At 69.9% G+C, this 23,139-nt stretch carries 22 protein-coding genes and 1 pseudogene; 11 read left to right on the plus strand and 12 right to left on the minus strand.

Translation table 11 applies throughout. The annotated features are described in order from the left end of the window. Positions 1 to 75: 75 nt before the first annotated feature. Positions 76 to 546, plus strand: a complete 471-nt coding sequence (locus ABZX40_RS36850; protein WP_355748918.1) for an NUDIX domain-containing protein — start codon at positions 76 to 78, stop codon at positions 544 to 546. A 57-nt stretch (positions 547 to 603) separates the two neighbouring features. On the opposite strand, the gene ABZX40_RS36855 is transcribed toward ABZX40_RS36850, so the two are convergent. The 3 genes and pseudogenes from ABZX40_RS36855 to ABZX40_RS36865 form a co-directional block, all read right to left on the minus strand. Further along, positions 604 to 810 (minus strand): DUF397 domain-containing protein, encoded by a 207-nt coding sequence (locus tag ABZX40_RS36855; protein WP_355748921.1) that lies wholly within the window; start codon positions 808 to 810, stop codon positions 604 to 606. 227 nt (positions 811 to 1,037) lie between these two features. Further along, entirely contained in the window at positions 1,038 to 1,238 is a 201-nt protein-coding gene (locus ABZX40_RS36860; protein ID WP_355748924.1) for a DUF397 domain-containing protein, read from the minus strand. Between the two features lie 31 nt (positions 1,239 to 1,269). After that, a pseudogene (locus tag ABZX40_RS36865) lies at positions 1,270 to 2,157 on the minus strand (helix-turn-helix transcriptional regulator); the annotation flags it as partial. 339 nt (positions 2,158 to 2,496) lie between these two features. On the opposite strand from ABZX40_RS36865, the gene ABZX40_RS36870 reads away from it, so the two are divergent. The 5 genes from ABZX40_RS36870 (at position 2,497) to ABZX40_RS36890 (ending at position 6,495) form a co-directional block, all read left to right on the plus strand. Further along, entirely contained in the window at positions 2,497 to 2,868 is a 372-nt protein-coding gene (locus ABZX40_RS36870; RefSeq protein ID WP_355748927.1) for a hypothetical protein, read from the plus strand. Beyond that, positions 2,865 to 3,083, plus strand: coding sequence for a hypothetical protein (locus tag ABZX40_RS36875; RefSeq protein ID WP_355748929.1), 219 nt, complete (start codon positions 2,865 to 2,867; stop codon positions 3,081 to 3,083). Before ABZX40_RS36870 ends, ABZX40_RS36875 begins: the two co-directional genes overlap by 4 nt. A gap of 175 nt (positions 3,084 to 3,258) precedes the next feature. After that, positions 3,259 to 4,662: an extracellular solute-binding protein gene (locus ABZX40_RS36880; RefSeq protein WP_355748932.1), complete on the plus strand. Its 1,404-nt coding sequence runs from the start codon at positions 3,259 to 3,261 to the stop codon at positions 4,660 to 4,662. A gap of 10 nt (positions 4,663 to 4,672) precedes the next feature. Next, positions 4,673 to 5,662 carry a sugar ABC transporter permease gene (locus tag ABZX40_RS36885; RefSeq protein ID WP_355748935.1) on the plus strand — a complete coding sequence of 330 codons (990 nt, stop codon included), beginning with the start codon at positions 4,673 to 4,675 and terminating at the stop codon, positions 5,660 to 5,662. A 5-nt stretch (positions 5,663 to 5,667) separates the two neighbouring features. Further along, on the plus strand, positions 5,668 to 6,495 hold the full coding sequence (locus ABZX40_RS36890; protein ID WP_355748938.1) for a carbohydrate ABC transporter permease: 828 nt from the start codon (positions 5,668 to 5,670) through the stop codon (positions 6,493 to 6,495). 19 nt (positions 6,496 to 6,514) lie between these two features. On the opposite strand, the gene ABZX40_RS36895 is transcribed toward ABZX40_RS36890, so the two are convergent. Then, positions 6,515 to 7,540 (minus strand): ATP-dependent 6-phosphofructokinase, encoded by a 1,026-nt coding sequence (locus ABZX40_RS36895; RefSeq protein ID WP_355748940.1) that lies wholly within the window; start codon positions 7,538 to 7,540, stop codon positions 6,515 to 6,517. A gap of 343 nt (positions 7,541 to 7,883) precedes the next feature. On the opposite strand from ABZX40_RS36895, the gene pta reads away from it, so the two are divergent. The 3 genes from pta to pyk all read left to right on the plus strand — a co-directional run bounded on the left by pta (position 7,884) and on the right by pyk (position 12,804). Further along, positions 7,884 to 10,019, plus strand: coding sequence for a phosphate acetyltransferase (gene pta / locus ABZX40_RS36900; protein WP_355748942.1), 2,136 nt, complete (start codon positions 7,884 to 7,886; stop codon positions 10,017 to 10,019). Continuing rightward, entirely contained in the window at positions 10,016 to 11,233 is a 1,218-nt protein-coding gene (locus ABZX40_RS36905; protein WP_355748945.1) for an acetate kinase, read from the plus strand. The genes pta and ABZX40_RS36905 overlap by 4 nt, the downstream gene beginning before the upstream one ends. Before the next feature lie 140 nt (positions 11,234 to 11,373). Next, positions 11,374 to 12,804: a pyruvate kinase gene (pyk, locus tag ABZX40_RS36910; RefSeq protein WP_355748948.1), complete on the plus strand. Its 1,431-nt coding sequence runs from the start codon at positions 11,374 to 11,376 to the stop codon at positions 12,802 to 12,804. A gap of 99 nt (positions 12,805 to 12,903) precedes the next feature. Here pyk and ABZX40_RS36915 read toward each other — a convergent pair whose 3' ends face one another. The 4 genes from ABZX40_RS36915 to ABZX40_RS36930 all read right to left on the minus strand — a co-directional run bounded on the left by ABZX40_RS36915 (position 12,904) and on the right by ABZX40_RS36930 (position 17,252). Beyond that, complete coding sequence (locus tag ABZX40_RS36915) at positions 12,904 to 14,175, minus strand: hypothetical protein (RefSeq protein ID WP_355748951.1); 1,272 nt, start codon at positions 14,173 to 14,175, stop codon at positions 12,904 to 12,906. A gap of 106 nt (positions 14,176 to 14,281) precedes the next feature. Then, a complete protein-coding gene (locus ABZX40_RS36920; RefSeq protein WP_355748954.1) occupies positions 14,282 to 14,851 on the minus strand; it encodes a DUF6114 domain-containing protein in 570 nt (189 codons plus the stop codon). Positions 14,852 to 14,995: 144 nt separating this feature from the next. Beyond that, positions 14,996 to 15,628 (minus strand): DUF6230 family protein, encoded by a 633-nt coding sequence (locus tag ABZX40_RS36925; RefSeq protein ID WP_355748957.1) that lies wholly within the window; start codon positions 15,626 to 15,628, stop codon positions 14,996 to 14,998. 646 nt (positions 15,629 to 16,274) lie between these two features. Next, positions 16,275 to 17,252, minus strand: a complete 978-nt coding sequence (locus tag ABZX40_RS36930; RefSeq protein WP_355748960.1) for a tetratricopeptide repeat protein — start codon at positions 17,250 to 17,252, stop codon at positions 16,275 to 16,277. 326 nt (positions 17,253 to 17,578) lie between these two features. On the opposite strand from ABZX40_RS36930, the gene ABZX40_RS36935 reads away from it, so the two are divergent. Next, positions 17,579 to 18,235 (plus strand): TetR/AcrR family transcriptional regulator, encoded by a 657-nt coding sequence (locus ABZX40_RS36935; RefSeq protein WP_355748963.1) that lies wholly within the window; start codon positions 17,579 to 17,581, stop codon positions 18,233 to 18,235. A gap of 103 nt (positions 18,236 to 18,338) precedes the next feature. Here ABZX40_RS36935 and ABZX40_RS36940 read toward each other — a convergent pair whose 3' ends face one another. Then, the gene (locus ABZX40_RS36940) at positions 18,339 to 20,039 is read right to left on the minus strand and encodes a methylmalonyl-CoA mutase family protein (RefSeq protein WP_355748966.1); all 1,701 of its coding nucleotides are present in this window, start codon (positions 20,037 to 20,039) and stop codon (positions 18,339 to 18,341) included. Between the two features lie 95 nt (positions 20,040 to 20,134). Between ABZX40_RS36940 and ABZX40_RS36945 the strand changes: the two genes are divergently transcribed. Then, positions 20,135 to 20,476, plus strand: coding sequence for a DUF3817 domain-containing protein (locus tag ABZX40_RS36945; protein ID WP_355748969.1), 342 nt, complete (start codon positions 20,135 to 20,137; stop codon positions 20,474 to 20,476). 98 nt (positions 20,477 to 20,574) lie between these two features. Here the strand turns inward: ABZX40_RS36945 and ABZX40_RS36950 are convergent, their stop codons facing one another. The 3 genes from ABZX40_RS36950 to ABZX40_RS36960 all read right to left on the minus strand — a co-directional run bounded on the left by ABZX40_RS36950 (position 20,575) and on the right by ABZX40_RS36960 (position 23,094). Continuing rightward, on the minus strand, positions 20,575 to 21,033 hold the full coding sequence (locus tag ABZX40_RS36950) for a hypothetical protein (protein WP_356162816.1): 459 nt from the start codon (positions 21,031 to 21,033) through the stop codon (positions 20,575 to 20,577). Between the two features lie 218 nt (positions 21,034 to 21,251). Then, positions 21,252 to 21,761 carry a MarR family transcriptional regulator gene (locus tag ABZX40_RS36955; RefSeq protein ID WP_355748972.1) on the minus strand — a complete coding sequence of 170 codons (510 nt, stop codon included), beginning with the start codon at positions 21,759 to 21,761 and terminating at the stop codon, positions 21,252 to 21,254. Between the two features lie 22 nt (positions 21,762 to 21,783). Next, positions 21,784 to 23,094: an MFS transporter gene (locus ABZX40_RS36960; protein WP_355748975.1), complete on the minus strand. Its 1,311-nt coding sequence runs from the start codon at positions 23,092 to 23,094 to the stop codon at positions 21,784 to 21,786. Between the last annotated feature and the right edge of the window lie 45 nt (positions 23,095 to 23,139).

Here is a 23,139-nt window from a genome sequence, read left to right on the forward strand (position 1 = left end):
TACCCCGGAGCGGAGGAAACCCTGCTGGGGGCTGTGCCCGCTCGATCCATCATGTGGATGACCAGAGAGGTGACCATGGCACGAACCGAGTACTACGACGACCCAACCGCACCGGAGCCGAACACTCTGGTGGTCGCCGCGTCCGCCGTGGTCACCGACGACGAAGGACGCCTGCTCCTTCAGCGCCGCCGGGACAATGATCTCTGGGCGCTGCCCGGTGGCGGCATGGAGATGACCGACTCCCTCCCCGGGACAGCCGTCCGGGAGGTGAAGGAGGAAACGGGGCTGGACGTCGAGGTCACCGGGCTCGTGGGTACGTACACCGATCCACGGCACGTCATCGCCTACTCGGACGGCGAGGTGCGCAGACAGTTCAACGTCTGCTTCACCGCCCGCGTGACCGGCGGTCGGCTGGCGATCTCGGACGAGTCCACCGAGCTGCGGTTCGTCCAGCCGGACGAGATCGGCCAATTGCCGATGCACCATACGCAGCGACTCCGGATCCGGCATTTCCTGGAGCGGCGTGAGCGGCCCTATCTCGGCTGACGCCGGAGCCCCGCCCGGCCTTGCGCGACCGAACGGGGCTCGGGAAGACGGACGGGTTCAGCCGACATCGGCGTTGCGGGCCAACGCCACCAGACCGGCGAACGCCCCGCAGGAGAGCATCAGGACGGGGCCGTCAGCGCGCTTGCTGTCCCGGACGGGGACTACGCCGGACGGGGCGAACCCGGGGGCCCACTCGACGCACTGACCACCGTTGTTGCTGTAGGAAGACTTGATCCAGTTGCGGGGTTCGGTCGTGCTCGTCACAGCATGTCCTTTCCTGCCTCACTGACCATGGCCAGAGATCCCACCTCCGGAAGCGCGTGCTTCCGCAACTGATGGTAGGCCGTCACCTTGGGCACCACAGATTCCCTGACACTCCGAGCGCCAGACAACTGGGCTTTTCCAGAACGGATGGTCGGGCCGACACCCCGGACACCGGAACGACGCCCGACGCTAGAGCATCGGACGGGTTTTCAGGAGCGGTGACCTACTCAGCCGACATCGGCGTTGCGCGCAAGGTCCACCAATCCGGCGAACGCTCCAAGGGAGAGCATCAGGACAGGGCCGTCAGCGCGCTTGCTGTCCCGGACGGGGATGACGCCGGACGGGGCGAACCCGGGGGCCCACTCGACGCACTGACCCCCGTCGCTCCCGCTGTAGCTGGACTTGATCCAACCGGTCAGGTTGCTCATTGGCGTACTCCTCGGCGAGTTCCTGAAGGAAGGTAAGCGATCTTGCGGGTGACATCGCGTCGGCCCTCAGACGATCGTACTTGCGGCTCGCTGCCGTCACCGTCTCGCCGTCGTCGTACGGTCGCCCGCCCTGAGGTGACTCGGTGTGCAGCAGCGTCGGACTGCCGTTGAACGCCAAGAGAGTGAAGGGCAGATGGTGCGCGGACAATCCTTCGTGAAAGGGAAGGATCTGGATGGTCACATGTGGCAGCGCTCCCTGCTCGGAGAGGTAGTTGAGCTGTTGCTCCATGACAGCGGGGCCACCCACCACGGTCCTGACACAGGACTCATGGAGTACGAGCCACAGGGACGGCGCCGGGTCCCCGTCCAGAACCCTACGGCGTGCCACTCGTGCCGCGACCTTGCTCTCGATCTCTAAGTCTCCCTCGCGGGGAATGCCCTCCCTGAACACCGCCCGCGCATACTCCGCTGTCTGGAGCATCCCCATGATGAGCATGGTCGAGAAATCGAGGATGTGCGCAGCCTCCCGTTCGAGTTCCAGGTACGGCAGGAACCAACTCGGGTAGTCCCCCTCCACCGCTCGGGCCAGTTGGCGGGCGAACAGGTCGCCGGTACCGAACGCCCGGTCGCAGCCGAGCGCGAACTTCATGGTGGGAGTCACCTTGCCCGCCTCGACCTTGGACACATGGCCCTCCGAGTATCCCGTCGCCAGGCCGAGACCCTTCTGAGTCATCTTTCTGGCAAGCCGCACTTGCCTTACGTCCAAACCGAATGACGCATACGGATGCAAGATCCCCGAGGGCACTTCGTTGGTCATGTACTTGACCTCGTCATTTTGGCTCTCCGACTGAATCAGAGGCGGGCGGATCCTTGCAAGATGGACTGCAAGTCTCCTGAGACTACCGCAAGTTGTGCTCATCTATTCACGCACCGCAACCGGGGGGATGCGTGACCAAGTAGCCAGCACTGAGCGAGAGTCGGTGACGAAATGAACCGCATGCGTCTGGTCTTCAGTTGGCTGTCACGGCTGTTAACCCCACCCCTCCCAGAGCCGAACACCACCCCAACCCCACCGCCCCGGCCCCACCTCCCCACCCCCCGAACCCCCCAGGACCGGGACCGGGACCGGCAACGCATCCAGCGCTGGCAAGACCAAGAGCGGCAGCGCCTCCGCAAGCAGGCCCTCACCCCGACGCCCCAACCGTCGGCGACCCCCAGCCCGGTCGCCCGCCCCCGCATCTGCGGCGCCACCGCACTCGTGCCCTTCGAGCTGATCGCCGTCATGTTCGCCACGATCCAAGACTCCAGCGCCCCGCAGAACGTACAGCCCACCCTGCGCTGCCTCCTCCAGGAGCACCCCACCGGACCTCACCACGACCTCGTCTGGGAGTTGGACGATCCCCACGACGGCGAGGTATGGGCCCAGTGGACGGACGGCCACCGCCCCGACACCTTCCGGATCGCCCCCGACTGCAACGCCATGTCCGGCCCGACCCCCCAGGACGAGGCCTGCACCCTCTACGCCGGACACCCGGGCTGCCACACCTGGCACTACACCGACCAAGGCCAAGGCCAGGACCACGCCCTGGACATCCACCCCACCCCCACACCCGAAACCCTCACCCCATGAACGCCGGCACCCCACCCGCCCCCGGCACCTCCCGCATGACCATCGAGATCTACCGCGTCGGCCCCGACGGACAACGACTCACCCCCATCCGCCGCCGCACCTACCGCTCCGGCCCCGGGCCCCTCACCCTCCTCGACTCCCACCGCTGGCCCCCCTGCCTCTGCCCCCGCTGCCGCACCGGCGACAGCGACGGCGAACCACCCGGCGCCCCATAGGCCCCCACCCCCGGGGGTATCCATCAGTCGACGCACACTCATTGACCGGACCGGACCACCCCTCTTACGTTCACCGGACAGCCGCCCCCCGGCCACACCCCCACCTCACCCCACTCCCCCACCTCAGCCCCCTCTCTCCCCCCCCCACCGCCCCTCCCCCGCTGGAGGTCATTCCGTGCGCCCCACCGCCGTCCTGTTCACCGCCGCCCTCACCCTCACCGCCGCCACCTCCCTCACCGCCTGCGGAGGCGGGTCGGAGAGCGACCCCGACACCCTGAAGGTGTCTTTCAAACAATCCACGGACAACTCCATCAAAGTGATGGACACCTACCTCGCCGACATCAAGCAGCAGTTCGAGAAGAAGTACCCTGGAAAGCGCGTCGAGTTCGTGCCGATCAAAGCCGCCGACTCCGATTACTACACCAAGCTCCAGCAAATGCTCCGCTCCCCCAAGACCGCTCCCGATCTCGTCTACGAGGACACCTTCCTCATCAATTCCGACATCACCAGCGGCTACCTCACCCCCCTCGACCCCTACTTGGCGAAATGGGCCGACTGGGACCAGTTCATCAACTCGGCGAAGGCCGCGGCCCGCGGCGAGGACGGAAAGACGTACGGCGTCCCGGACGGGACCGACACCCGAGGGCTCTGGTACGACAAGGCGATCTTCGCGAAGGCCGGGCTGCCCACCGACTGGCAGCCGAAGACCTGGGACGACGTACTCTCCGCCGCCCGCACCATCAAGGAGAACGTCCCCGACGTCACCCCCCTCAACGTCTACACCGGCAAACCCATGGGCGAAGCCGCCACCATGCAGGGCTTCGAGATGCTGCTCTACGGCACCGACCAAAGCACCAGCCAAGGCACCGACCAAGGCACCGCCTCCGGCCCCACCGACCCCCTCTACGACAGCACCCGCAAGAAATGGATCACCGGCAGCCAAGCCTTCAAGGACGCCCTCACCTTCGTCGAAACCGTCTACCAGGAGGCCCTCGGCCCCGACGTCTCCGACGCCCTCGACCCCAACTTCGGTACCCGCGTCCGCGGCGAACTGCTCCCCGAAGGCAGGCTCGGGATCAACCTCGACGGCTCCTGGCTCCCGCAGGACTGGCTGCCCGGCAGCGGTCATGAGTGGCCCGAGTGGTCCGACAAGCTGGGGCTCGCCGCCATGCCGACCCAGAACGGACAGGCCCCCGGCAAGGTCAGCATGTCCGGCGGCTGGACCTGGTCCATCCCGAACAAGGCGGCCAACAAGGACCTCGCCTTCGACTTCATCACCACCATGCAGACCAAGGCCAACGCCCAGAAGTGGTACATCGCCAACTCCGGCATCGCCGTCCGCGAGGACGTCGCCGCCGACCCCGCGTACATCGCCGCCCAGCCCGGTATCGAGTTCTTCACCGACCTCGTCCCCACCACCCACTACCGGCCCGCCTACCCGGCCTACCCGAAGGTGTCCGTGGCCATCCAGGAGGCGATGGAAGGGGTGACCACCGGGGATCTGTCCGTGGACGAGGCCGCCGACGGGTACGACGACACACTCCGGGACGTCACCGACAACCAAGTCACCGAGAACTAGCGGCGACGGCATGACGAGCACCCCAACGAGCGGAACCCCGACCTCCGAGAACGGCGACCCGTCGCTCAACAACCCGCCCCACCAGCCGAAGCCAGCCCAGAAGACAGACCAGAAGACGCCCCAGCACCCACCCCGCCCCCCTCACCCCCACCCCGCAACCCGCCTCCTCCCCCTCTCCCCCGCCCTCCTCCTCCTGGTCCTCTTCCTCGCCGCCCCCATCGCCTACTGCGCCTACATCGCCTTCACCGATCTCCAGCTCACCGGGCAGGCCGAGTCCTCCTTCATCGGGTTCGAGAACTTCCGTACGGCGTTCACCGACCCGGCGTTCCTGAACGCCGTCTGGCTGACCCTCGTCTTCACCGTGCTGTCCTCGCTGATCGGGCAGAACACCCTGGGGCTGGCGCTCGCCGCGCTGATGCGGCGGGCCTCGAAGCCGGTTCGTACGCTCACCGGCGGCATCGTTGTCACGGCGTGGGTCGTGCCGGAGGTCGTCGCCGGGTTTCTGCTCTACGCGTTCTTCCGGCGGGAGGGGACGCTGAACGCCATCCTCGACTTCCTCCATCTGCCCGCGCAGAACTGGCTGTTCACGCTGCCGATCCTGGCCGTGTCGTTCGCCAATGTCTGGCGGGGGACGGCGTTCTCGATGCTGGTGTACTCCGCCGCGCTCGCCGAGATCCCCCAGGAGATCGACGAGGCGGCCAAGGTCGACGGTGCCGGAGGCTGGCGGCGGATGTGGCACATCACGCTGCCGATGATCCGCCGCTCGATCGGCACCAATCTCATGCTCAACACCCTCCAGACACTGTCCGTGTTCGGGCTGATCTGGGTGATGACCCGGGGCGGGCCCGGCGACAAGAGCCAGACCCTCCCGCTCTTCATGTACGAACAGGCGTTCCAGAACAGCATGATCGGGTACGGGACGGCGGTCGCGCTGCTGCTGCTGGTGGTCGGGTCGCTGTTCTCCGTGGTGTACATGCGGCTGCTGCGGACGGAGGTGTGAAGGGCGTGGTACGCACACGAGTTTCCCGGCGGCTCGCCGCCGACGCCGGGTTGCTGGCCGTCGCGGCGGCGTTCGTGCTGCCGCTGGCCTGGGTGCTGCTGTCGGCGGTGGATCCAGGGGCTGACCTGCGGGTGAAGATCCCGGACGGGGTCACTCTCGGCCATTTCGACGCCGTACTCACCGAGGACGTGACCTTTCGGCCGCTGCTGAACAGTCTGCTGCTGTGCGGGGGCGCGACCCTGCTGACGGTCGTCTGCGCGGCACTCGCCGCCTATCCGCTGTCCCGGTTCCGGTCCCGGCTCAACCGGCCGTTCCTGCTGACCATCCTCTTCGCGACCAGTCTGCCCATCACGGCGATCATGGTGCCGGTCTACGCGCTGTTCGTGCAGGTCGATCTGATCGACACCATGCGGGGGACGATCTTCTTCTTCGCCGCGTCCCAACTGCCGTTCGCGATCTGGCTGATGAAGAATTTCATGGACGGGGTGCCGAAGGAGCTGGAGGAGGCCGCCTGGACGGACGGGGCGTCCTCGCTCCAGTCGCTGGTGCGGATCGTGCTGCCGCTGATGGGGCCGGGGGTGGCGGTGGTGACCGTGTTCGCCTTCGTGATGATGTGGGGGAACTTCTTCGTCCCCTTCATGCTGCTGCTCACCCCGGACCAGATGCCGGCCGCCGTCAGCATCAACGAGTTCTTCGGCAACCGCGGCATGGTGGCGTACGGGCAGCTCGCCGCGTTCTCGATCATCTACTCGACGCCGGTCATCCTGCTGTATGTGCTGGTGGCACGGCGATTGGGGGGTGGGTTCGCGCTGGGCGGCGCGGTGAAAGGGTGACCGCGCCGGACAACGGGAGCTAGAAGACCGACTCCGCCTCGTCCATCCGGTCCTTGGGCACCCGCTTCAGCTCGGTGACCGCCTCCGCCAGCGGGACCATCACGATGTCCGTGCCGCGCAGGGCGGTCATCCGGCCGAACTCGCCCCGGTGCGCGGCCTCCACCGCGTGCCAGCCGAAGCGGGTGGCGAGGACCCTGTCGTACGCGGTGGGCGTGCCGCCGCGCTGGACATGGCCGAGGATGACCGGCTTGGCCTCCTTGCCGAGGCGGCGCTCCAGTTCGAAGGCGAGGGCGGTGCCGATGCCCTGGAAGCGCTCATGGCCGAACTGGTCGATCGCGCCCTTGCCGTAGTCCATGGTGCCCTCGGCGGGGTGGGCGCCCTCGGCGACACAGATGACCGCGAACTTCTTGCCCCGGGCGAACCGCTCCTCGACCATCGCGATCAGGTCGGCGGGGTGGAAGGGCCGCTCGGGCAGACAGATGCCGTGGACACCGGCGGCCATGCCGGACTCCAGGGCGATCCAGCCGGCGTGCCGCCCCATGACCTCCACCACCATCACCCGCTGATGGGACTCGGCGGTGGTCTTGAGGCGGTCCATGGCCTCCGTGGCGACCCCGACGGCGGTGTCGAAGCCGAAGGTGCGGTCGGTGGAGGAGATGTCGTTGTCGATGGTCTTGGGGACGCCGACGACCGGCAGGCCCGCGTCCGACAGCATCCGGGCCGCGGTGAGCGTGCCCTCGCCGCCGATGGGGATCAGCGCGTCGATCCCGAAGTCGCGGATCATGTCGGAGGCGTTCTCGCACGCCTCGCGGAGCCGGTCGCGCTCCAGTCGGGAGGAGCCGAGGATGGTGCCGCCACGGGCGAGGATGCCGCTGACCGCGTTGAGGTCCAGGGCACGGTACCGGCCGTCCAGCAGCCCGGCGTACCCGTCCTCGAAGCCGATCACCTCGTCGCCGTACTGGGCGACGGCCCGGTGGACGACCGACCGGATCACTGCGTTCAGTCCGGGGCAGTCGCCACCTGCGGTGAGAACTCCGATACGCATCGTGCTGTGTCTCCTGCTCGGTGTGGATGCTGGATGCCGGTGAGTGCGCGTGTGGGGCCGGTGAACCGTCTTCGATTGTTCCACGTCCCCGGGCCCGCCGGTGAACAGTGCCGCAAGCGGGCGCTTTATCCATCTGCGACGATATTGTCAAGAGTGTTCGCTTCACTCGGATGAGCGATTTCCGCCCCCGGCCGGTGACAGGATGCCCACTCCGGCCGCCCACCCCGGCCACCACCCCGGCCGCCCGACGAGGCCACCCGACAAGGCCACCCGACAAGGCCCACCGGCGAGGCCCACCCACCAGGCCACCCGCCCAGGCCACCCGACGAAAGGAACAGCGCACGTGACGCGCAGCGTGTACGTGACCGGAATCGACCGCGGCGACGGCCGCCAGGTCGTCGAGCTGGGGGTCATGGAGCTGCTGACCCGGCAGGTCGACCGGGTGGGGGTGTTCCGCCCGCTGGTGCACGACGGCCCCGACCGGCTCTTCGAGCTGCTGCGCGCCCGCTACCGGCTGGCGCAGGACCCGGCCACGGTCTACGGCCTCGACTACCACGAGGCGTCCGCCCTCCAGGCCGAGCGCGGCACCGACGAACTGGTCTCGGTCCTGGTCGACCGCTTCCATCTGGTCGCCCGGGACTACGACGTCGTCCTCGTCCTCGGCTCCGACTACGCGGCCACCCAGCTCCCCGACGAACTGGCCCTCAACGCCCGCCTCGCCAATGAGTTCGGCGCGTCGGTGGTCCCGGTGGTGGGCGGGCGCCGCCAGAGCGCCGAGTCGGTGCTCGCCGAGACCCGCAACGCCTACCGCGCCTACGACGGCCTGGGCTGCGATGTGCTCGCCATGGTCACCAACCGGGTGGCCCGCGAGGACCGCGACGAGATCGCCGAGCGGCTGCTCGGACGGCTCCCGGTGCCCTGCTGGGTGCTGCCCGACGACCCCGCGCTCGCCGCGCCCACCGTCGCCCAGATCGCCCACGCCCTGGACGCCCGGGTGCTGCTCGGCGATCACTCGGGGCTGGCCCGGGACGCCCTGAACTTCGTCTTCGGCGGAGCCATGCTGCCGAACTTCCTGGCCGCGCTGACCCCGGGCTCGCTGGTCGTCACCCCCGGCGACCGGGCCGACCTGGTGATCGGCGCGCTGGCCGCGCACAGCGCCGGTACCCCGCCGATAGCGGGCGTCCTGCTCACCCTGGACGAGGTGCCCCGGGAGGAGATCCTCACCCTGGCCGCCCGGCTGGCCCCCGGCACCCCGGTGCTGTCGGTGTCCGGCACCAGCTTCCCCACCGCCGAGCACCTCTTCGCCCTGGAGGGCAAGCTGAACGCGGCGACCCCGCGCAAGGCGGAGACCGCGCTCGGTCTGTTCGAACGGTATGTCGACACCGCCGAGCTGCTCGGCCGGGTCAGCGCCCCCAGCAGCGACCGGGTCACGCCGATGATGTTCGAGCACCAGCTGCTGGAGCAGGCCCGCTCCGACCGGCGCCGGGTGGTGCTGCCCGAGGGCACCGAACCCCGGGTGCTGCACGCGGCGGAGGTGCTGCTGCGCCGGGGGGTGTGCGATCTGACGCTGCTCGGCCCGGTCGACCAGATCCGCAAGCGCGCCGCCGACCTCGGTATCGACCTCGGCGAGGCCCGGCTGATCGACCCCGCCACCAGCGAACTGCGCGACGCCTTCGCCGAGCGCTACGCGGGCCTGCGGGCGCACCGGGGCGTGACCGTGGAGCTGGCCTACGACGTGGTCTCCGACGTCAACTACTTCGGCACCCTGATGGTCGAGGAGGGCCTCGCCGACGGGATGGTGTCGGGCTCGGTGCACTCCACGGCGGCCACCATCCGCCCCGCCTTCGAGATCATCAAGACCCGGCCGGGCTCGTCCATCGTCTCGTCCGTCTTCTTCATGTGCCTGGCGGACAAGGTGCTGGTCTACGGCGACTGCGCGGTCAACCCGGACCCGGACGCCGAGCAGCTCGCCGACATCGCCATCCAGTCGGCGGCGACGGCGGAGCAGTTCGGGGTGGCGCCGCGGATCGCGATGCTGTCGTACTCGACGGGGACATCCGGGTCGGGCGCCGATGTGGACAAGGTGCGCGCGGCGACCGCGCTGGTGCGCGAGCGGCGGCCGGATCTGAGCGTGGAGGGGCCGATCCAGTACGACGCGGCCGTGGAACCGACGGTCGCCGCGACCAAGCTGCCCGATTCGGAGGTGGCCGGGCAGGCGAGCGTGCTGATCTTCCCCGACCTCAACACCGGCAACAACACCTACAAGGCCGTGCAGCGCTCGGCCGGCGCGATCGCCGTCGGCCCGGTCCTCCAGGGACTGCGCAAGCCGGTCAACGACCTGTCCCGGGGCGCGCTGGTCTCGGACATCGTCAACACCGTCGCCATCACGGCGATCCAGTCCCAGTCGTCGGAGAAGCAGTCCCCCGCCCCGGCTGCGTCCCCGTCCCCGTCCCTCGATCAGAAGGCCGTCCGCCCGTGACCGCGACCCGTGTCCTCGTCCTCAACTCCGGTTCGTCGTCGCTGAAGTACCAGCTCCTGGACATGCGGGCCGGTGCCCGGCTCGCGCAGGGCCTGGTGGAGCGGATCGGTGAGCGGACCTCCCGGCTGAAGCACACCCCCCGGGGCGGGGAGAGCCGGGAGCACTCCGGCCCGATCGCCGACCACGACGCCGCGCTGAAGGCCGTCGCCGCGGAGCTGGACCGGGACGGCCTCGGCCTGGACTCCCCCGAGCTGGCCGCCATCGGGCACCGGGTGGTGCACGGCGGGCTGACCTTCACCGAGCCGACGGTGATCGACGACACCGTGCTCGCCGAGATCGAGCGGCTGATCCCGGTGGCCCCGCTGCACAACCCGGCCAACCTCACCGGGATCCGTACGGCGATGGCGCTGCGCCCGGATCTGCCGCAGGTCGCGGTGTTCGACACGGCGTTCCACACCACCATGCCGGAGTCCGCCGCCCGCTACGCCCTCGACATCGAGACCGCCGACGCGCACCGCATCCGCCGCTACGGCTTCCACGGCACCTCGCACGCCTATGTCTCCCGGGCGACGGCCGCGCTGCTGGGCCGGGCGCCTCAGGAGGTGAACGTCATCGTGCTGCACCTGGGCAACGGGGCGTCGGCCTCGGCGGTGCGCGGCGGGCGGTGCGTGGACACCTCGATGGGGCTGACCCCCTTGGAGGGGCTGGTCATGGGGACGCGCTCGGGAGACCTGGACCCGGCCGTCATCTTCCATTTGATGCGTGTTGGCGGAATGTCCGCCGACGAGATCGACACTCTTCTCAACAAGAGGAGCGGACTGATCGGCTTGTGCGGGGACAACGACATGCGGGAGATCCGCCGCCGCGTCGACGAGGGCGACCCGGCGGCGAAGCTCGCCTTCGACATCTACATTCACCGATTGAAGAAGTACATCGGCGCCTATTACGCGGTGCTCGGCCGGGTGGACGCGATCGCGTTCACGGCCGGGGTCGGGGAGAACGCGGCCCCGGTGCGCGCGGCGGCCACGGCGGGCCTGGAAGGGCTGGGCATCGCGGTGGACGCCGGGCTGAACGCCGTACGGGCGGACGGGGCGCGGCTGATCTCGCCGGGGTCGGCGCGGGTGGCGGTGGCCGTGGTGCCGACCGATGAGGAACTGGAGATCGCGACACAGACCTACGCGCTGGTCGCGGAGCGCGATTCCGAAAAGAACTAACGAAATACTCGACTGAGCGCCGGACCGCCCATTTGCACTCCCGGGCCCTTCCGCTCCCCCTTCCGCTCCCTTCCATGCCCTTCCGTGCACTTCCACCAGCCGGAATATTCCGAGGCGAAACAAACCGATAGGATCGCGCTATGCGCCGTTCGAAAATCGTCTGTACTCTCGGCCCCGCGGTCGACTCCCATGAGCAACTGGTCGCGCTGATCGAGGCCGGGATGAATGTGGCCCGCTTCAACTTCAGCCACGGCACCCACGCCGAGCATCAGGGCCGCTACGACCGGGTCCGCGCCGCGGCCAAGGAGACCGGCCGCGCCATCGGCGTCCTCGCCGACCTCCAGGGCCCCAAGATCCGGCTGGAGACCTTCGCCGAGGGCCCGGTGGAGCTGGTGCGGGGCGATGAGTTCACCATCACCGCCGAGGACGTCCCCGGTGACAAGACGATCTGCGGCACCACGTACAAGGGCCTGCCCGGCGATGTCGGCCGCGGCGACCAGATCCTGATCAACGACGGCAATGTCGAGCTGAAGGTCCTGGACGTCGAGGGCCCCCGGGTCAGGTCGATCGTCATCGAGGGCGGCGTCGTCTCCGACCACAAGGGCATCAATCTGCCCGGCGCGGCGGTCAATGTCCCCGCGCTCAGCGAGAAGGACGTCGAGGATCTGCGGTTCGCGCTGCGGATGGGCTGCGACATGGTCGCGCTGTCCTTCGTCCGGGACGCCAAGGACGTGGCGGATGTGCACCGGGTGATGGACGAGGAGGGCCGGCGCGTCCCCGTCATCGCCAAGGTGGAGAAGCCGCAGGCGGTGGAGAACATGGAGGACGTCGTGATGGCGTTCGACGCCGTGATGGTCGCCCGTGGCGACCTCGCCGTCGAATACCCGCTCGAAAAGGTCCCCATGGTGCAGAAGCGCCTGATCGAGCTGTGCCGGCGCAACGCCAAGCCGGTGATCGTGGCGACCCAGATGATGGAGTCGATGATCACCAACTCCCGCCCGACCCGCGCCGAGGCGTCCGATGTCGCCAACGCCATCCTGGACGGCGCCGACGCGGTGATGCTGTCCGCGGAGTCGAGTGTGGGCGCGTATCCGATCGAGACGGTCAAGACGATGTCGAAGATCGTCCAGGCGGCCGAGGGCGAACTGCTCTCCAAGGGCCTCCAGCCGCTGGTGCCGGGCAAGAAGCCGCGCACCCAGGGCGGTTCGGTGGCCCGCGCCGCCTGTGAGATCGCCGACTTCCTCGGCGGCAAGGGCCTGGTGGCCTTCACCAAGTCCGGCGACACCGCCCGCCGGCTGTGCCGCTACCGCGCCGAGCCGCCGATCATCGCGTTCACCACGGACGAGTCGACCCGCAATCAGCTCACCCTGAGCTGGGGCGTGGAGCCGCATGTCGTCCCGTTCGTGAACAGCACCGACGAGATGGTCGACCTGGTCGACCAGGAGGTCGTCAAGCTGAACCGCTTCACCACCGGGGACATCCTGGTCATCACGGCCGGTTCGCCCCCCGGCGTCCCCGGCACCACTAACATGGTCCGGGTCCACCACCTGGGCGAGGGCGAGCGGAACTGACGCGGTCCGGTCCGGTACGGGTAGAGGTACGGCGCCGAGGGCGCCCCTGGGTCTCCGGGGGCGCCCTCGTCCGCGTCGGACCCAGCGACCGTACGGTGGTCAGGTGCCGGGCGTCGTGTAGACCTGCATGCCCGGGATGTGCAGGGTGCCGCCGAACTGCGCGGCCTGGACCACCTTGACATCGGTGAAGTAGATCAGCGGGATGTTCAGCGGGGGCGGGCTCTCCGGGCTGAACTCCACCGGGATCAGCCCCAGCAGCTTCCCGGAGATCTTCTCCGTGTACATCACGGTGTCGCCGTCGCGGATGGTGGAGGTCGAGCCCTTCGCCGCCTGGACGTGATAAGTGGCCTGGGCCAGCGGGTCCTTCACCGTCTGGTGGAGATCGCCGATGTCGGTGCCGCTGGAGATGACGTACTTGAGGACCTTCTTGCGGATCCCGCTCGCCGTCCTCACCTCCACGATGCCCTGGTAGTCGGCGCCCTTGAGCAGCAGCGAGCTGGCGTCCAGGTACCAGGGGTCGTCGGGGACCGGGACCGGGTTGTCGACCCCGCCCTCGTCGTCGGTGGCGACCGGGCAGTCGTCGAGATTCACGCCCTCGGAGGGGCTGGGGGTGGGGGTCGGAGTGGGGGTAGGGGTGGGGGTCGGCGAGGCGGTGGCCTCTTCGGAGGGCTCTTCGGTGGGCTCTTCGGTGGGGGCGGTCTCGCCGGGCTGCCCGGGGGCGTCGGGGCTGTCTGAGCCGCCGGACGGGGTCGGGGTGGGAGTGGGGGTGGGGGTCGGATTCGCGGTGTCGTCGTCCTCGTCGTCGTCCTCGTCCTCGCCGCCGCCCGTGAGGCCGTCGGTGAGGCCATCGGTGATGCCGTCGACCACGCCGTCCACGACACCCTCTACGGCGTCGCCCACGGTGTCCAGCAGTCCGCCGCCGCCCCGGCCCGCCGAGGGCGAGGGGGTCGGTTCCGCCGGGCCCGGGTCTTCGTCGCCGGAGGGGGTCGTGGACGGCGTGGGCCCGCCCTGGCCGTCGTCCTCGTCGTCGGAACCTGAATCCGGCGAAGAGGTGTCGGGCGTGGGGTCCCCGGCGCCGGACCGGGGGTCCGCGCTCCCGGTGGGCGTGGGATCGGGGGAAGCGGTCTCGGACGGGGAGGGCGAGGGGGTCGCGGTCGTCGTGGGGGTCGCGGAGGGGCTCGCCCCGTCGTCCTGCTCCGCCTCCTCCAGCGCGGTCAGACAGTCCTCGTACTCCTCGGCCGACAGTTCGTCAGCCGCCAGGCTCCGGGACACCGGCTGGTCCTCGGCGAGCGCGAGCCTCGGGGTGAATCCCATCCCCATCAGCACGGCGGTGGGCATCGCCGCGAGGGCTATCGCCTTGCCGGCCGGCATATGGATCCTGGTGAGGAGCGGCTTTCTGGGCGCCGCGTGGCGCGGCCCGGTTCGGGCCCGGGGGACCGGGGGAGTCACCTCCGCCTCGGTCCCGCCGGCCGTCTCGTCAGCCGGCACTGTGCCTCCCGTTCACCTCGTTGGCCGGGGTCGTTCCGGCCGGGGTCGCTCCCGACAGGCCGTCACGCTCCCCCGACTGGCCCGGGATGCCGTCGCCCTTGGTGCGGCCCTTGGTGTGGGAGGCCGCGCCCGCGGCTGCCGTGCCGGTGACAGCGGGTGCGGCCGGTTCGCCCTCGACCCAGGCGACGGCCATCGCGCCGCCGATCAGGGCGAACAGGAAACCGATCAGAAAGCCGCCGAGGTTGGACACCGGGATGGACACCAGGGCCAGCAGGATCGCCGCGATGCCCGCGAAGGTGCGGACATGCCGCTGGAACCAGAGGCTGAAGCCCAGCACGACCAGCAGCACACCGATGATCAGTGACCCGGCGCCCGCGGTGGTGGCCATCGCCAGCGTCAGATGGCCGATCTGGAGATTCGCGTACGGGAAGTAGGCGATGGGGAGTCCGCCGAGCATGACGAACAGCCCGGCCCAGAACGGCCGGGAGCCCCGCCAGGCACGGAACTGCCGCTTCCGGCGGGTGAACTGGCCGGCTACGACCGAGGTCTCGGCGCTCATGGAAAACGTCTCCCTGGAACGGCGTTGCGGTGGTGGAGAGTTGTGGGTACCGGGTGGGAACACAGACCGGTGGGCACGGGCGGCGCAAGGACGCGCATGAGCGGGCGGGGACGCCGGGGGGCACCCCCGCCCGTCAGCGAGTGCCTAGTAGCACTCCTTGACACCCGTCGACAGCGACATCTTCAGCCCGCTGAGCTTGAAGGTTCCGGCGGTGGTGGCCCACGCCGTCTGCTTCACGTCCTTCAGGGTGACCAGGTCCGCCTGCTGGGCGAACCCGAAGGGGTTGGACTGCTCGCCGCCGCCCTTCATCCCGGGACCCTTGGTGGCGTCCTTGGCGGCCACACCGATGTCGATATTGGTGAACTCGGCGTCGGCTTCGAGCTGGGCGATATCGATGTAGAGGTTGGTGGCCTCCACCGGCTCGTCGTCACCCGCGCGCAGGATCAGGCTGACGTTCCCGAGCACCGGAATGTTCGGGGTGACGACCGACTGGCACATGCTCTTGATGGTGGCCGACCGGAACGCCGAGACGGCGACCGGGTGGACGGTCTTCTCACCCCTCAGCGTGTAGCCCTCGTCGAGAGCGCCGTACTGGGAGAAGCCCGTGCCGTCGAGCTGCTTGGTCGTGACCTTGAACGACTGGCCGGACACACTGAACGACGCGGCGAGCGCACCCTGAGCGAGGGCCACACCTATCGCGGCCGTGGCCGCCACACTGGGCACCATCACCACGGCGAACCGCTTCCATCTCGTCCCACCACGCACCTGGGACTCCATATTTCCTCCTTCTCGGACGTACATCTCCTGACCCCGGCCCGCCTGGTGAGCGGCTCGGCCGCGGCAGGGATGGGAGAAGTGCTACGTCCTCGGGAAGGAGAGCGCCCGCGCCACCGGGCGCGAACCGCGCCCCGGTCACCGGCGATCACCCCCGAGCGACAACCACTGGTCGCGCCTGACACGCATCACGCACAACCTTGCCGGACAGGCTTCGCCGATGGGCGAAGACCCCCCTGTCCGAGGGCCGGCGGCGCTGCCGCCCGCCCTGCTCGGTGGGGACCCAGTGAGTCCCGCGCCCCGGCCGGGTGCCGGGATACGGAAAGGGACCGAGCGTCGCCGATCGTGGTGCATTCCGGCCGCCCGCACAAGGGGGTTCGTTACTGGCTAGTAACGGGCGGATGGCCGCGCCACGACACAGGGGCCCGGATCGGCGACGCTGGGTTGTACCCATGGGTAGAACAATCCGCTGAACGCCGGACACAATCCGACACAACGACGAGGGCAACTTACTTGCAGTAACAGCGGCCGTGATGGCCAAGTTTTGGCAAAGCACGGCCGCTTCGAGTCCCCCACGACACCCGGTTCCCCACCGGCATCACCCTTACGGGCGGCCGGGACCGGCCCGGGGACCGGCCCCGGGAACGGCTCAGAACAGGGCGCGCGCCAGCGCACGCCGGGCGGCGGCGACGCGCGGATCCTCGCCCCCGACCACCTCGAACAACTCCAGCAGCCGCAGCCGTACGGCGTCCCGGTCGTCGCCCGCCGTGCGCCGCACGGTGTCGATGAGCCGCCCGAAGGCGTCCTCGACATGCCCGCCGACCAGATCCAGGTCGGCGGCGGCGATCTGCGCCTGGACGTCGGCCGGCCTGTCGGCGGCGTCCTTGCGCACCCGCTGCGGGTCGAGCCCCTGCACCCGCTGGAGCAACTCGGCCTGGGAGAGCCCGAGTGTGGCCTCCGGGTGGGCCGGGTCGTCGGCGAGCACATCGCGGTACGCCTGGACGGCACCGGCGAGATCACCGGCGTCCAGCGCCTCGGCGGCGGCGTTGAGCAGGGCGTCGTGGGGGCCCACGGGCACCTCGGCGACGGCCTCGGGGGCACCGCCGGGCTGGGCGTCGGGGTCGACGGTGAGCCCGGTGAGCCCGAACCGCTGCTCGGCGACCTGCACCAACTGGTCGAGGGTTCCCCGGATCTGGTCCTCGGCGGCGGCTCCCTGGAAGAGCGGCAGCGCCTGGCCGGCGACCACCGCGAAGACGGCCGGGATCCCCTGGATCCCGAACTGCTGCATCAGCATCTGGTTGGCGTCGACATCGATCTTGGCGAGCAGGATCCGCCCGTCGTACTCGACGGCCAGCCGCTCCAGCACCGGGCTGAGCTGCTTGCAGGGCTGACACCACTCGGCCCAGAAGTCGAGGACGACGGGTACCTCGGCGGAGCGCTCGATGACATCGCGCTCGAAGCCGGCCTCGTCGACGTCGATGACGAGATCGGCCGGGGAGACGGCACCGCCGCCGCCGTGCCGGGCGGTTTCGGCGCGGGTCTGCTCGGCCTTCGCCTTGGCCTCCTGGGCCGCCTTCACCGCGGCGAGGTCGACGACGCCGCTCATGGACATGTTCCGTGGCTGCATGCGTCTATCCTCCCCCGTTCCCGCGCCTGTGCGAAAAACGCCGTGAAATCCCGCCCGGAGAGGGGGTGCTTGTCCCACCCGAACCGGGTATGCCCTCCGTGCCCCGCGGCACCGGGTCCCCACCCGTGCCGTGCGAGCGCCGCCCGCGTACGTCCGCTCGCGGGCGGGTGGCGTCGGCGGCCCGTCACCGCTTTCGCTACCAGCCGTAGCGTAATGGTTCCGCCCCCGGCAGCGGAACCGTCCCTCGGTGACCTCGCTCACGCCTCACGGCTCCCGCCGCCGGGCGACCCGGCGATTGCTGATCCGGCGATGGATAGGGTGCGGGGATGCAGAGCCGCCGCCGTCCTTCCGCCGCTGCCGCCGCCCGTGGCCGCCCCCGCAGCACGGCGGCGGACGCCGCGATCCTGAGCGCTACCAGGGCGGCGCTGGTGGATCAGGGCTGGTCGAAGCTGACGCTGTCGGATGTGGCGGCGCGCGCGGGGGTCGCCAAGACGACCCTGTACCGCCGCTGGTCGGGCAAGAACGAACTCGTGGTCGACGCGGTGGCGGAACTCTTCGACGAACTGCGCCTGCCGGACCGGGGCAGTCTGGCGGCCGACATCGAGGGCGTGGTGCTCCAGTTCGCGGCGATCCTGGCGCGTCCGGAGGCGAAGAGCGGGCTGATGGCGGTGGTGGCGGAGGCGACCCGGGACGAGGCCCTGCGGGAGCGCATCCGCGCGTCGATCGTGGACCGGCAGAAGCGCCTGGTCCTCCAGGGCCGGGCGCGGGCCCAGGAGCGCGGCGAACTCACCCCGGAGGAGGACCCGGAGGAGGCGGCCCGCACCGCCGACCTGATCTTCGACATGGTCGCCGGGGCGGTCGTCCACCGCTCCCTGGTCAGCGCGGAACCGGCGGACGAACGCTGGGTCCGCTCCCTGACCCGGGTCCTGCTGCTGGGACTGCCGGGGGCGGCGGGCGGGACGTTGGCGGCGGGCGGGGCCTAGAACCGGCGGGTGCGGGCGCGCTGGACCCGCCGGTACGGGCGCTCCCCCTCCCTCCCCCGCTACGGGCGCTGGCGCTGGCCCCCGCTACGGAAGAAAAGGGGCGCTAGAACCCCGCGGGCTCGACATAGATCCCCCACTCCTCCCGCAGCACCCCGCAGATCTCGCCCAGCGTGGCCTCCGCGCGGACCGCGTCGATCATCGGGGCGATCATGTTGGACCCGTCGCGGGCGGCGGCGAGCAAGGCGTCCAGCCCGGCCCGTACCGCCCTCTCGTCGCGCCGTCCCTTCCGCTCCCCCAGCTCCCGTACCTGTTCGCGCTCCACCTCATGGCTGACCCGGAGGATCTCCAGGTCGCCGGTGACGGAGCCGGTGTGGACATTGACGCCCACGACCCGCTTGTCGCCCTTCTCCAGGGCCCGCTGGTACTGGAAGGCGGACTCGGCGATCTCGCCGGTGAACCAGCCGTCCTCGATGCCGCGCAGGATGCCGGAGGTGATCGGGCCGATGGGGTGCCGTCCGTCCGGGTGGGCGCGCAGCCCCCGCTCCCTGATCTGCTCGAAGATCTGCTCGGCGTCGGCCTCGATGCGGTCGGTGAGCTGCTCGACGTACCAGGAACCGCCCAGCGGGTCGGCGACGTTGGCGACGCCGGTCTCCTCCATGAGCACCTGCTGGGTGCGCAGGGCGATCTCGGCGGCCTGCTCGCTGGGCAGGGCGAGGGTCTCGTCCAGGGCGTTGGTGTGCAGCGAGTTGGTCCCGCCGAGGACGGCGGCGAGGGCCTCGACGGCGGTGCGCACCACGTTGTTGTAGGGCTGCTGGGCGGTGAGGGAGACACCGGCGGTCTGGGTGTGGAAGCGCAGCCACTGCGCCTTGTCGGTCGTCGCCTTGTAGACCTCCCGCATCCAGCGCGCCCAGATGCGGCGGGCGGCACGGAACTTGGCGATCTCCTCGAAGAAGTCGACATGGGCGTCGAAGAAGAAGGACAGCCCGGGGGCGAACGCGTCCACGTCCAGGCCGCGGCTGAGCCCCAGCTCGACGTATCCGAAGCCGTCCGCGAGGGTGTACGCCAGCTCCTGGGCGGCCGTGGCCCCGGCCTCGCGGATGTGGTAGCCGGAGACGGAGAGCGGCTTGTAGGCGGGGATGCGCTCGGCGCAGTACTCCATGAGGTCGCCGATGAGACGGAGGTGCGGCTCGGGCGGGAAGAGCCACTCCTTCTGGGCGATGTACTCCTTGAAGATGTCGGTCTGGAGGGTGCCGTTGAGGACGCCGGGGTCGACGCCCTGCCGTTCGGCGGCGACGAGGTACATGCAGAAGACGGGGACGGCGGGCCCGCTGATCGTCATGGAGGTCGTGACCTCCCCGAGCGGGATGTCCCGGAACAGGACGTCCATGTCGGCGGCGGAGTCGGCGGCGACCCCGCAGTGCCCGACCTCGCCGAGCGAGCGGGGGTCGTCGGAGTCGCGGCCCATGAGCGTGGGCATGTCGAACGCGACCGAGAGCCCGCCGCCGCCCGCGGCGAGGATCATCTTGTACCGCTCGTTGGTCTGCCCGGCGTTCCCGAACCCGGCGAACTGCCGGATCGTCCAGGTCCGCCCCCGGTACCCGGTCGGATACAGCCCGCGGGTGAAGGGGTACTCCCCGGGCCACCCGATCCGCTCGAAGCCCGCGTACCGGTCCCCGGCCCTGGGCCCGTAGACCGGCTCCACGGCATCCCCGGAGAGCGTGGTGAAGTCCGCCTCCCGCTTCCGAGCGGCATCGAACCGGGCCTGCCAACGACGGCGACCCTCCTGGATGGCGTCAGCGTCCATACCGACAAATTTACTAGGACGTCCAAGTAAAGGACAGTGATGCAGGTCAGGAGCCATGCTCAAGGGCCCCGGGAGCACCGGCTACGCTCGTCGCCATGAAGAAGAGCGTCCTGACCCGCTACCGCGTGATGGCCTATGTCACGGCCGTCCTGCTGATCCTGCTGACGGTGGCCTTCATCGGAAACCGGCTGCTGAACATCGACGGCTTCGACAGCTTCAGCACGGTCGTCGGCATCGCGCACGGCTGGCTGTACATCCTGTACCTGCTCTTCGCCTTCGATCTCGGCAACAAGGCGAAGATGCCGGTCGCCCGGCTGCTGTGGGTGCTGCTCGCCGGGACGATCCCGACCGCCGCCTTCTTCGTCGAGCGCAGGGTGACCCGCGAGGTCCAGCCGCTGATCGAGGGCCAGGCCGCACCGCGACCCGCCGCGGTCTGAGCGGGCCCGCGCACCGGGCCCGAGAACCGGGTCCCGAGGCCCGAGGGCCCGCCGCACCGACCGCGGCCGGTCGGCCCATCACCCGGCGGGACGGCTGGTCACTTGGTGATGTAGTGGCACTGGGTCGCCCGCAGCTTGCCGTTCACGAAGAACTTCGCGCATGCCTTCCCGTACTTCGGCAGGGTCCGCTTCCCGGCCCGGCGCAGCGGATTGCCCTTGCACTCGGAGTGCGTGGCCCCACGCGCGGTCTTGTACGTCTTGTTGCTCGTGTCGGCGTAGGAGAAGTCGATCCTCCAGTTGCAGAACTGCGAGAAGGTCACGGCGAGCCCCGCGCAGTCGATACCGGCGAGCTGGCTGGTGATCTTCTTGCCGGACCCCTTGACGCTGTGAGTCAGGAAACAGCCGGTCGGAACCTTGACGCTCGCTCCGCGCACTTCGTAGCTGAAGGTCCCGACCGCCGTGGTGCCGGTGGCGCTCGCCTGCGCGCCACCCGCCGCACCGAGTGTCACGGTGACGGCCAGCGCCCCGGCGCTCATGGTGGTCAGGGCAACGCGCACGCACTTCTTCATCTTCAACACGTGTCTTCCTCAGCTCGGGCCGATCCGGACCCCGATCATCCGGATATCGGCCCACAGCCTGGCAGCGCACCGAGGCCCTGAAGCCGTCTACGCGCATCACCGACGGCAGGATCACCATCAAGTGGGAGCCGGTCGCGCCCCGTTGACCGGAGTCACCCCGAGCCCCCGCTCACTGCCCCCTTCTCGCTGCTCACCGCTCACTGCTCCTCGAAATCCTCCGCCGCCACCCTCAGTGGCCGCAGCATCGCGAAGATCTCCGTGCACTCCTCGGCGTCATAGACGCCCAGGCCGAAGTCCATGGACATCAGGTCGCGGGTGGCGGACTCCACCACCTCGCGGCCCTTGTCGGTGATCACGGCGAGGGTGCCCCGGCCGTCGTTGGGGTTGGGGCGCTTGGCGACCAGGCCGGACTTCATCAGACGGTCGACCGTGTTGGTGACGGACGTGGGGTGGACCATCAGGCGCTCGCCGATCTTCGACATCGGCAGTTCGCCCGCCTTGGAGAAGGTGAGCAGGACCAGGGCCTCATAGCGGGCGAAGGTCAGACCGTACGGTTTCACCACCGCGTCCACCTCGGCCAGCAGGATCTGCTGGGCCCGCATGATGGAGGTGATCGCGGCCATCGAGGGGACACTGCCCCAGCGCTGCTTCCAGAGTTCGTCGGCGCGCGCGATGGGGTCGAACGGGAGACTGAGCGGCTTCGGCACGGCATCAGACCCTACCCGTCGGTCATATCGTGGTCAGCCCTGTCTCGTCCTTCGGTCCCCGCCCCCGGCCGACGGCCCGGGTCCCGGTCCGGCTCACCTCCCACGCCAGCAGCGCGCAGCACACCGTCCCCACCACCGCCACCCCGGCGACCACCGTCCCCACCGGCCAGAACTCCGCCGCCGCGCCCGCCAGCGCCATCCCCACGCCCTGGATCGTCATCAGCCCGGCCGTCTGCACGGTCATCGCCCGGCCCCGCAGTTCCTCCGGCACCGCGTCCACGAACCAGCGGTCCGCGCCCAGCGTGTACGCGCCCGAGAGTCCGGTCACCACCAGGGCCAGCAGGATCCAGGGCAGGCCGGGGCTGAACGCGTAGGTGAGGAGGGGGAGCAGACCGAGGGAGAGGAGGGGGAGGACGATGCGGGAGCGGGTTCCGGGGGTGAGCGCCGAGCCCGCGTACAGCTCCCCCGCGATCGTCCCGACCGGCATCGCGCACATCAGCAGCCCCACCCCCGCCGTGCCCACCCCGATCTCGTCCGCGTACACCGCCGCCAGGGCCTCCGGCGCGACCACGAACATCGGGGGCAGCCAGAGAAGAAGCAGCAGGGCCCGGATCCTGCGGTCCGCCCAGACCTCCCGTACCCCGCTCAGGGAGTAGGAGAGGAGGCCGCCGGACGACCCGCCCCGCGCCGGGCGGCGGCGCGTGCCGAGGCGGAGCAGCACCGCCGAGAGGAGAAAGGTGCAGACCGTGATCGTCAGCGCCCCCCTCGGGGGTACGACGGTCAGCAGGAGGCCGCCCAGTCCGAAGCCCACCAGCACCGAACTCTGCGACACCATCCGCAGCAGCGACCGCCCCAGCACGAACAGGTCCCCGGTGCCCAGGATGTCCGCCAGCGTGGCCGTCCGCGTCCCGGTGAACACCGGCGCCACCGCCGCGATCACACACCGCAGCGCCAGCAGCGCCGCCACCGGGGTCGCCGGCAGCGACATCAGCAGCGCACACCCCGCGCACACCAGATCGCACACCACCAGCACCCGGCGCGCCGGGAAGCGGTCGGCCACCCCGGACAGCAGCGTGCCGCCGAGCAGATACGGCAGGAAGCCCAGCGCGAAGACCAGCGCGCTGAGGAGGGGCGAGCCGGTCAGGTCGTAGACGAGGACGGTCAGCGCGATCTCGCCGACCACCACACCCAGCAGGGACAGCGCGTGCGCGGCGAAGACGGAGCGGAATTCACGGATGGCGAAGACGGTGGTGTAGCCGGGCGCCGAGGAGGGGGCGGGGGGAGGGGTAGGGGCAGAGGGAGGGGGAGGGGGAGGGGGAAGGGCTTCGGTCATGGGGAGAGGGTGGGGAGTCGGGGGGCGGGGGCGTTAGAGTTTCGG

This window comes from Streptomyces sp. NPDC004610 (assembly GCF_040609715.1).
In the GTDB taxonomy this organism is placed as follows: domain Bacteria; phylum Actinomycetota; class Actinomycetes; order Streptomycetales; family Streptomycetaceae; genus Streptomyces.

What these genes read in the sequence shown, in the direction of transcription:
- ABZX40_RS36930 (WP_355748960.1), bottom strand. Translation starts at nt 17,252, where the DNA reads ATGCAGCCACGGAACATGTCCATGAGCGGCGTCGTCGACCTCGCCGCG.
- ABZX40_RS36850 (WP_355748918.1), top strand. Translation starts at nt 76, where the DNA reads ATGGCACGAACCGAGTACTACGACGACCCAACCGCACCGGAGCCGAAC.
- pyk (WP_355748948.1), top strand. Translation starts at nt 11,374, where the DNA reads ATGCGCCGTTCGAAAATCGTCTGTACTCTCGGCCCCGCGGTCGACTCC.
- ABZX40_RS36935 (WP_355748963.1), top strand. Translation starts at nt 17,579, where the DNA reads ATGCAGAGCCGCCGCCGTCCTTCCGCCGCTGCCGCCGCCCGTGGCCGC.
- ABZX40_RS36860 (WP_355748924.1), bottom strand. Translation starts at nt 1,238, where the DNA reads ATGAGCAACCTGACCGGTTGGATCAAGTCCAGCTACAGCGGGAGCGAC.
- ABZX40_RS36960 (WP_355748975.1), bottom strand. Translation starts at nt 23,094, where the DNA reads ATGACCGAAGCCCTTCCCCCTCCCCCTCCCCCTCCCTCTGCCCCTACC.
- ABZX40_RS36875 (WP_355748929.1), top strand. Translation starts at nt 2,865, where the DNA reads ATGAACGCCGGCACCCCACCCGCCCCCGGCACCTCCCGCATGACCATC.
- ABZX40_RS36925 (WP_355748957.1), bottom strand. Translation starts at nt 15,628, where the DNA reads ATGGAGTCCCAGGTGCGTGGTGGGACGAGATGGAAGCGGTTCGCCGTG.
- ABZX40_RS36920 (WP_355748954.1), bottom strand. Translation starts at nt 14,851, where the DNA reads ATGAGCGCCGAGACCTCGGTCGTAGCCGGCCAGTTCACCCGCCGGAAG.
- ABZX40_RS36885 (WP_355748935.1), top strand. Translation starts at nt 4,673, where the DNA reads ATGACGAGCACCCCAACGAGCGGAACCCCGACCTCCGAGAACGGCGAC.
- ABZX40_RS36940 (WP_355748966.1), bottom strand. Translation starts at nt 20,039, where the DNA reads ATGGACGCTGACGCCATCCAGGAGGGTCGCCGTCGTTGGCAGGCCCGG.
- ABZX40_RS36915 (WP_355748951.1), bottom strand. Translation starts at nt 14,175, where the DNA reads ATGCCGGCCGGCAAGGCGATAGCCCTCGCGGCGATGCCCACCGCCGTG.
- ABZX40_RS36945 (WP_355748969.1), top strand. Translation starts at nt 20,135, where the DNA reads ATGAAGAAGAGCGTCCTGACCCGCTACCGCGTGATGGCCTATGTCACG.
- ABZX40_RS36895 (WP_355748940.1), bottom strand. Translation starts at nt 7,540, where the DNA reads ATGCGTATCGGAGTTCTCACCGCAGGTGGCGACTGCCCCGGACTGAAC.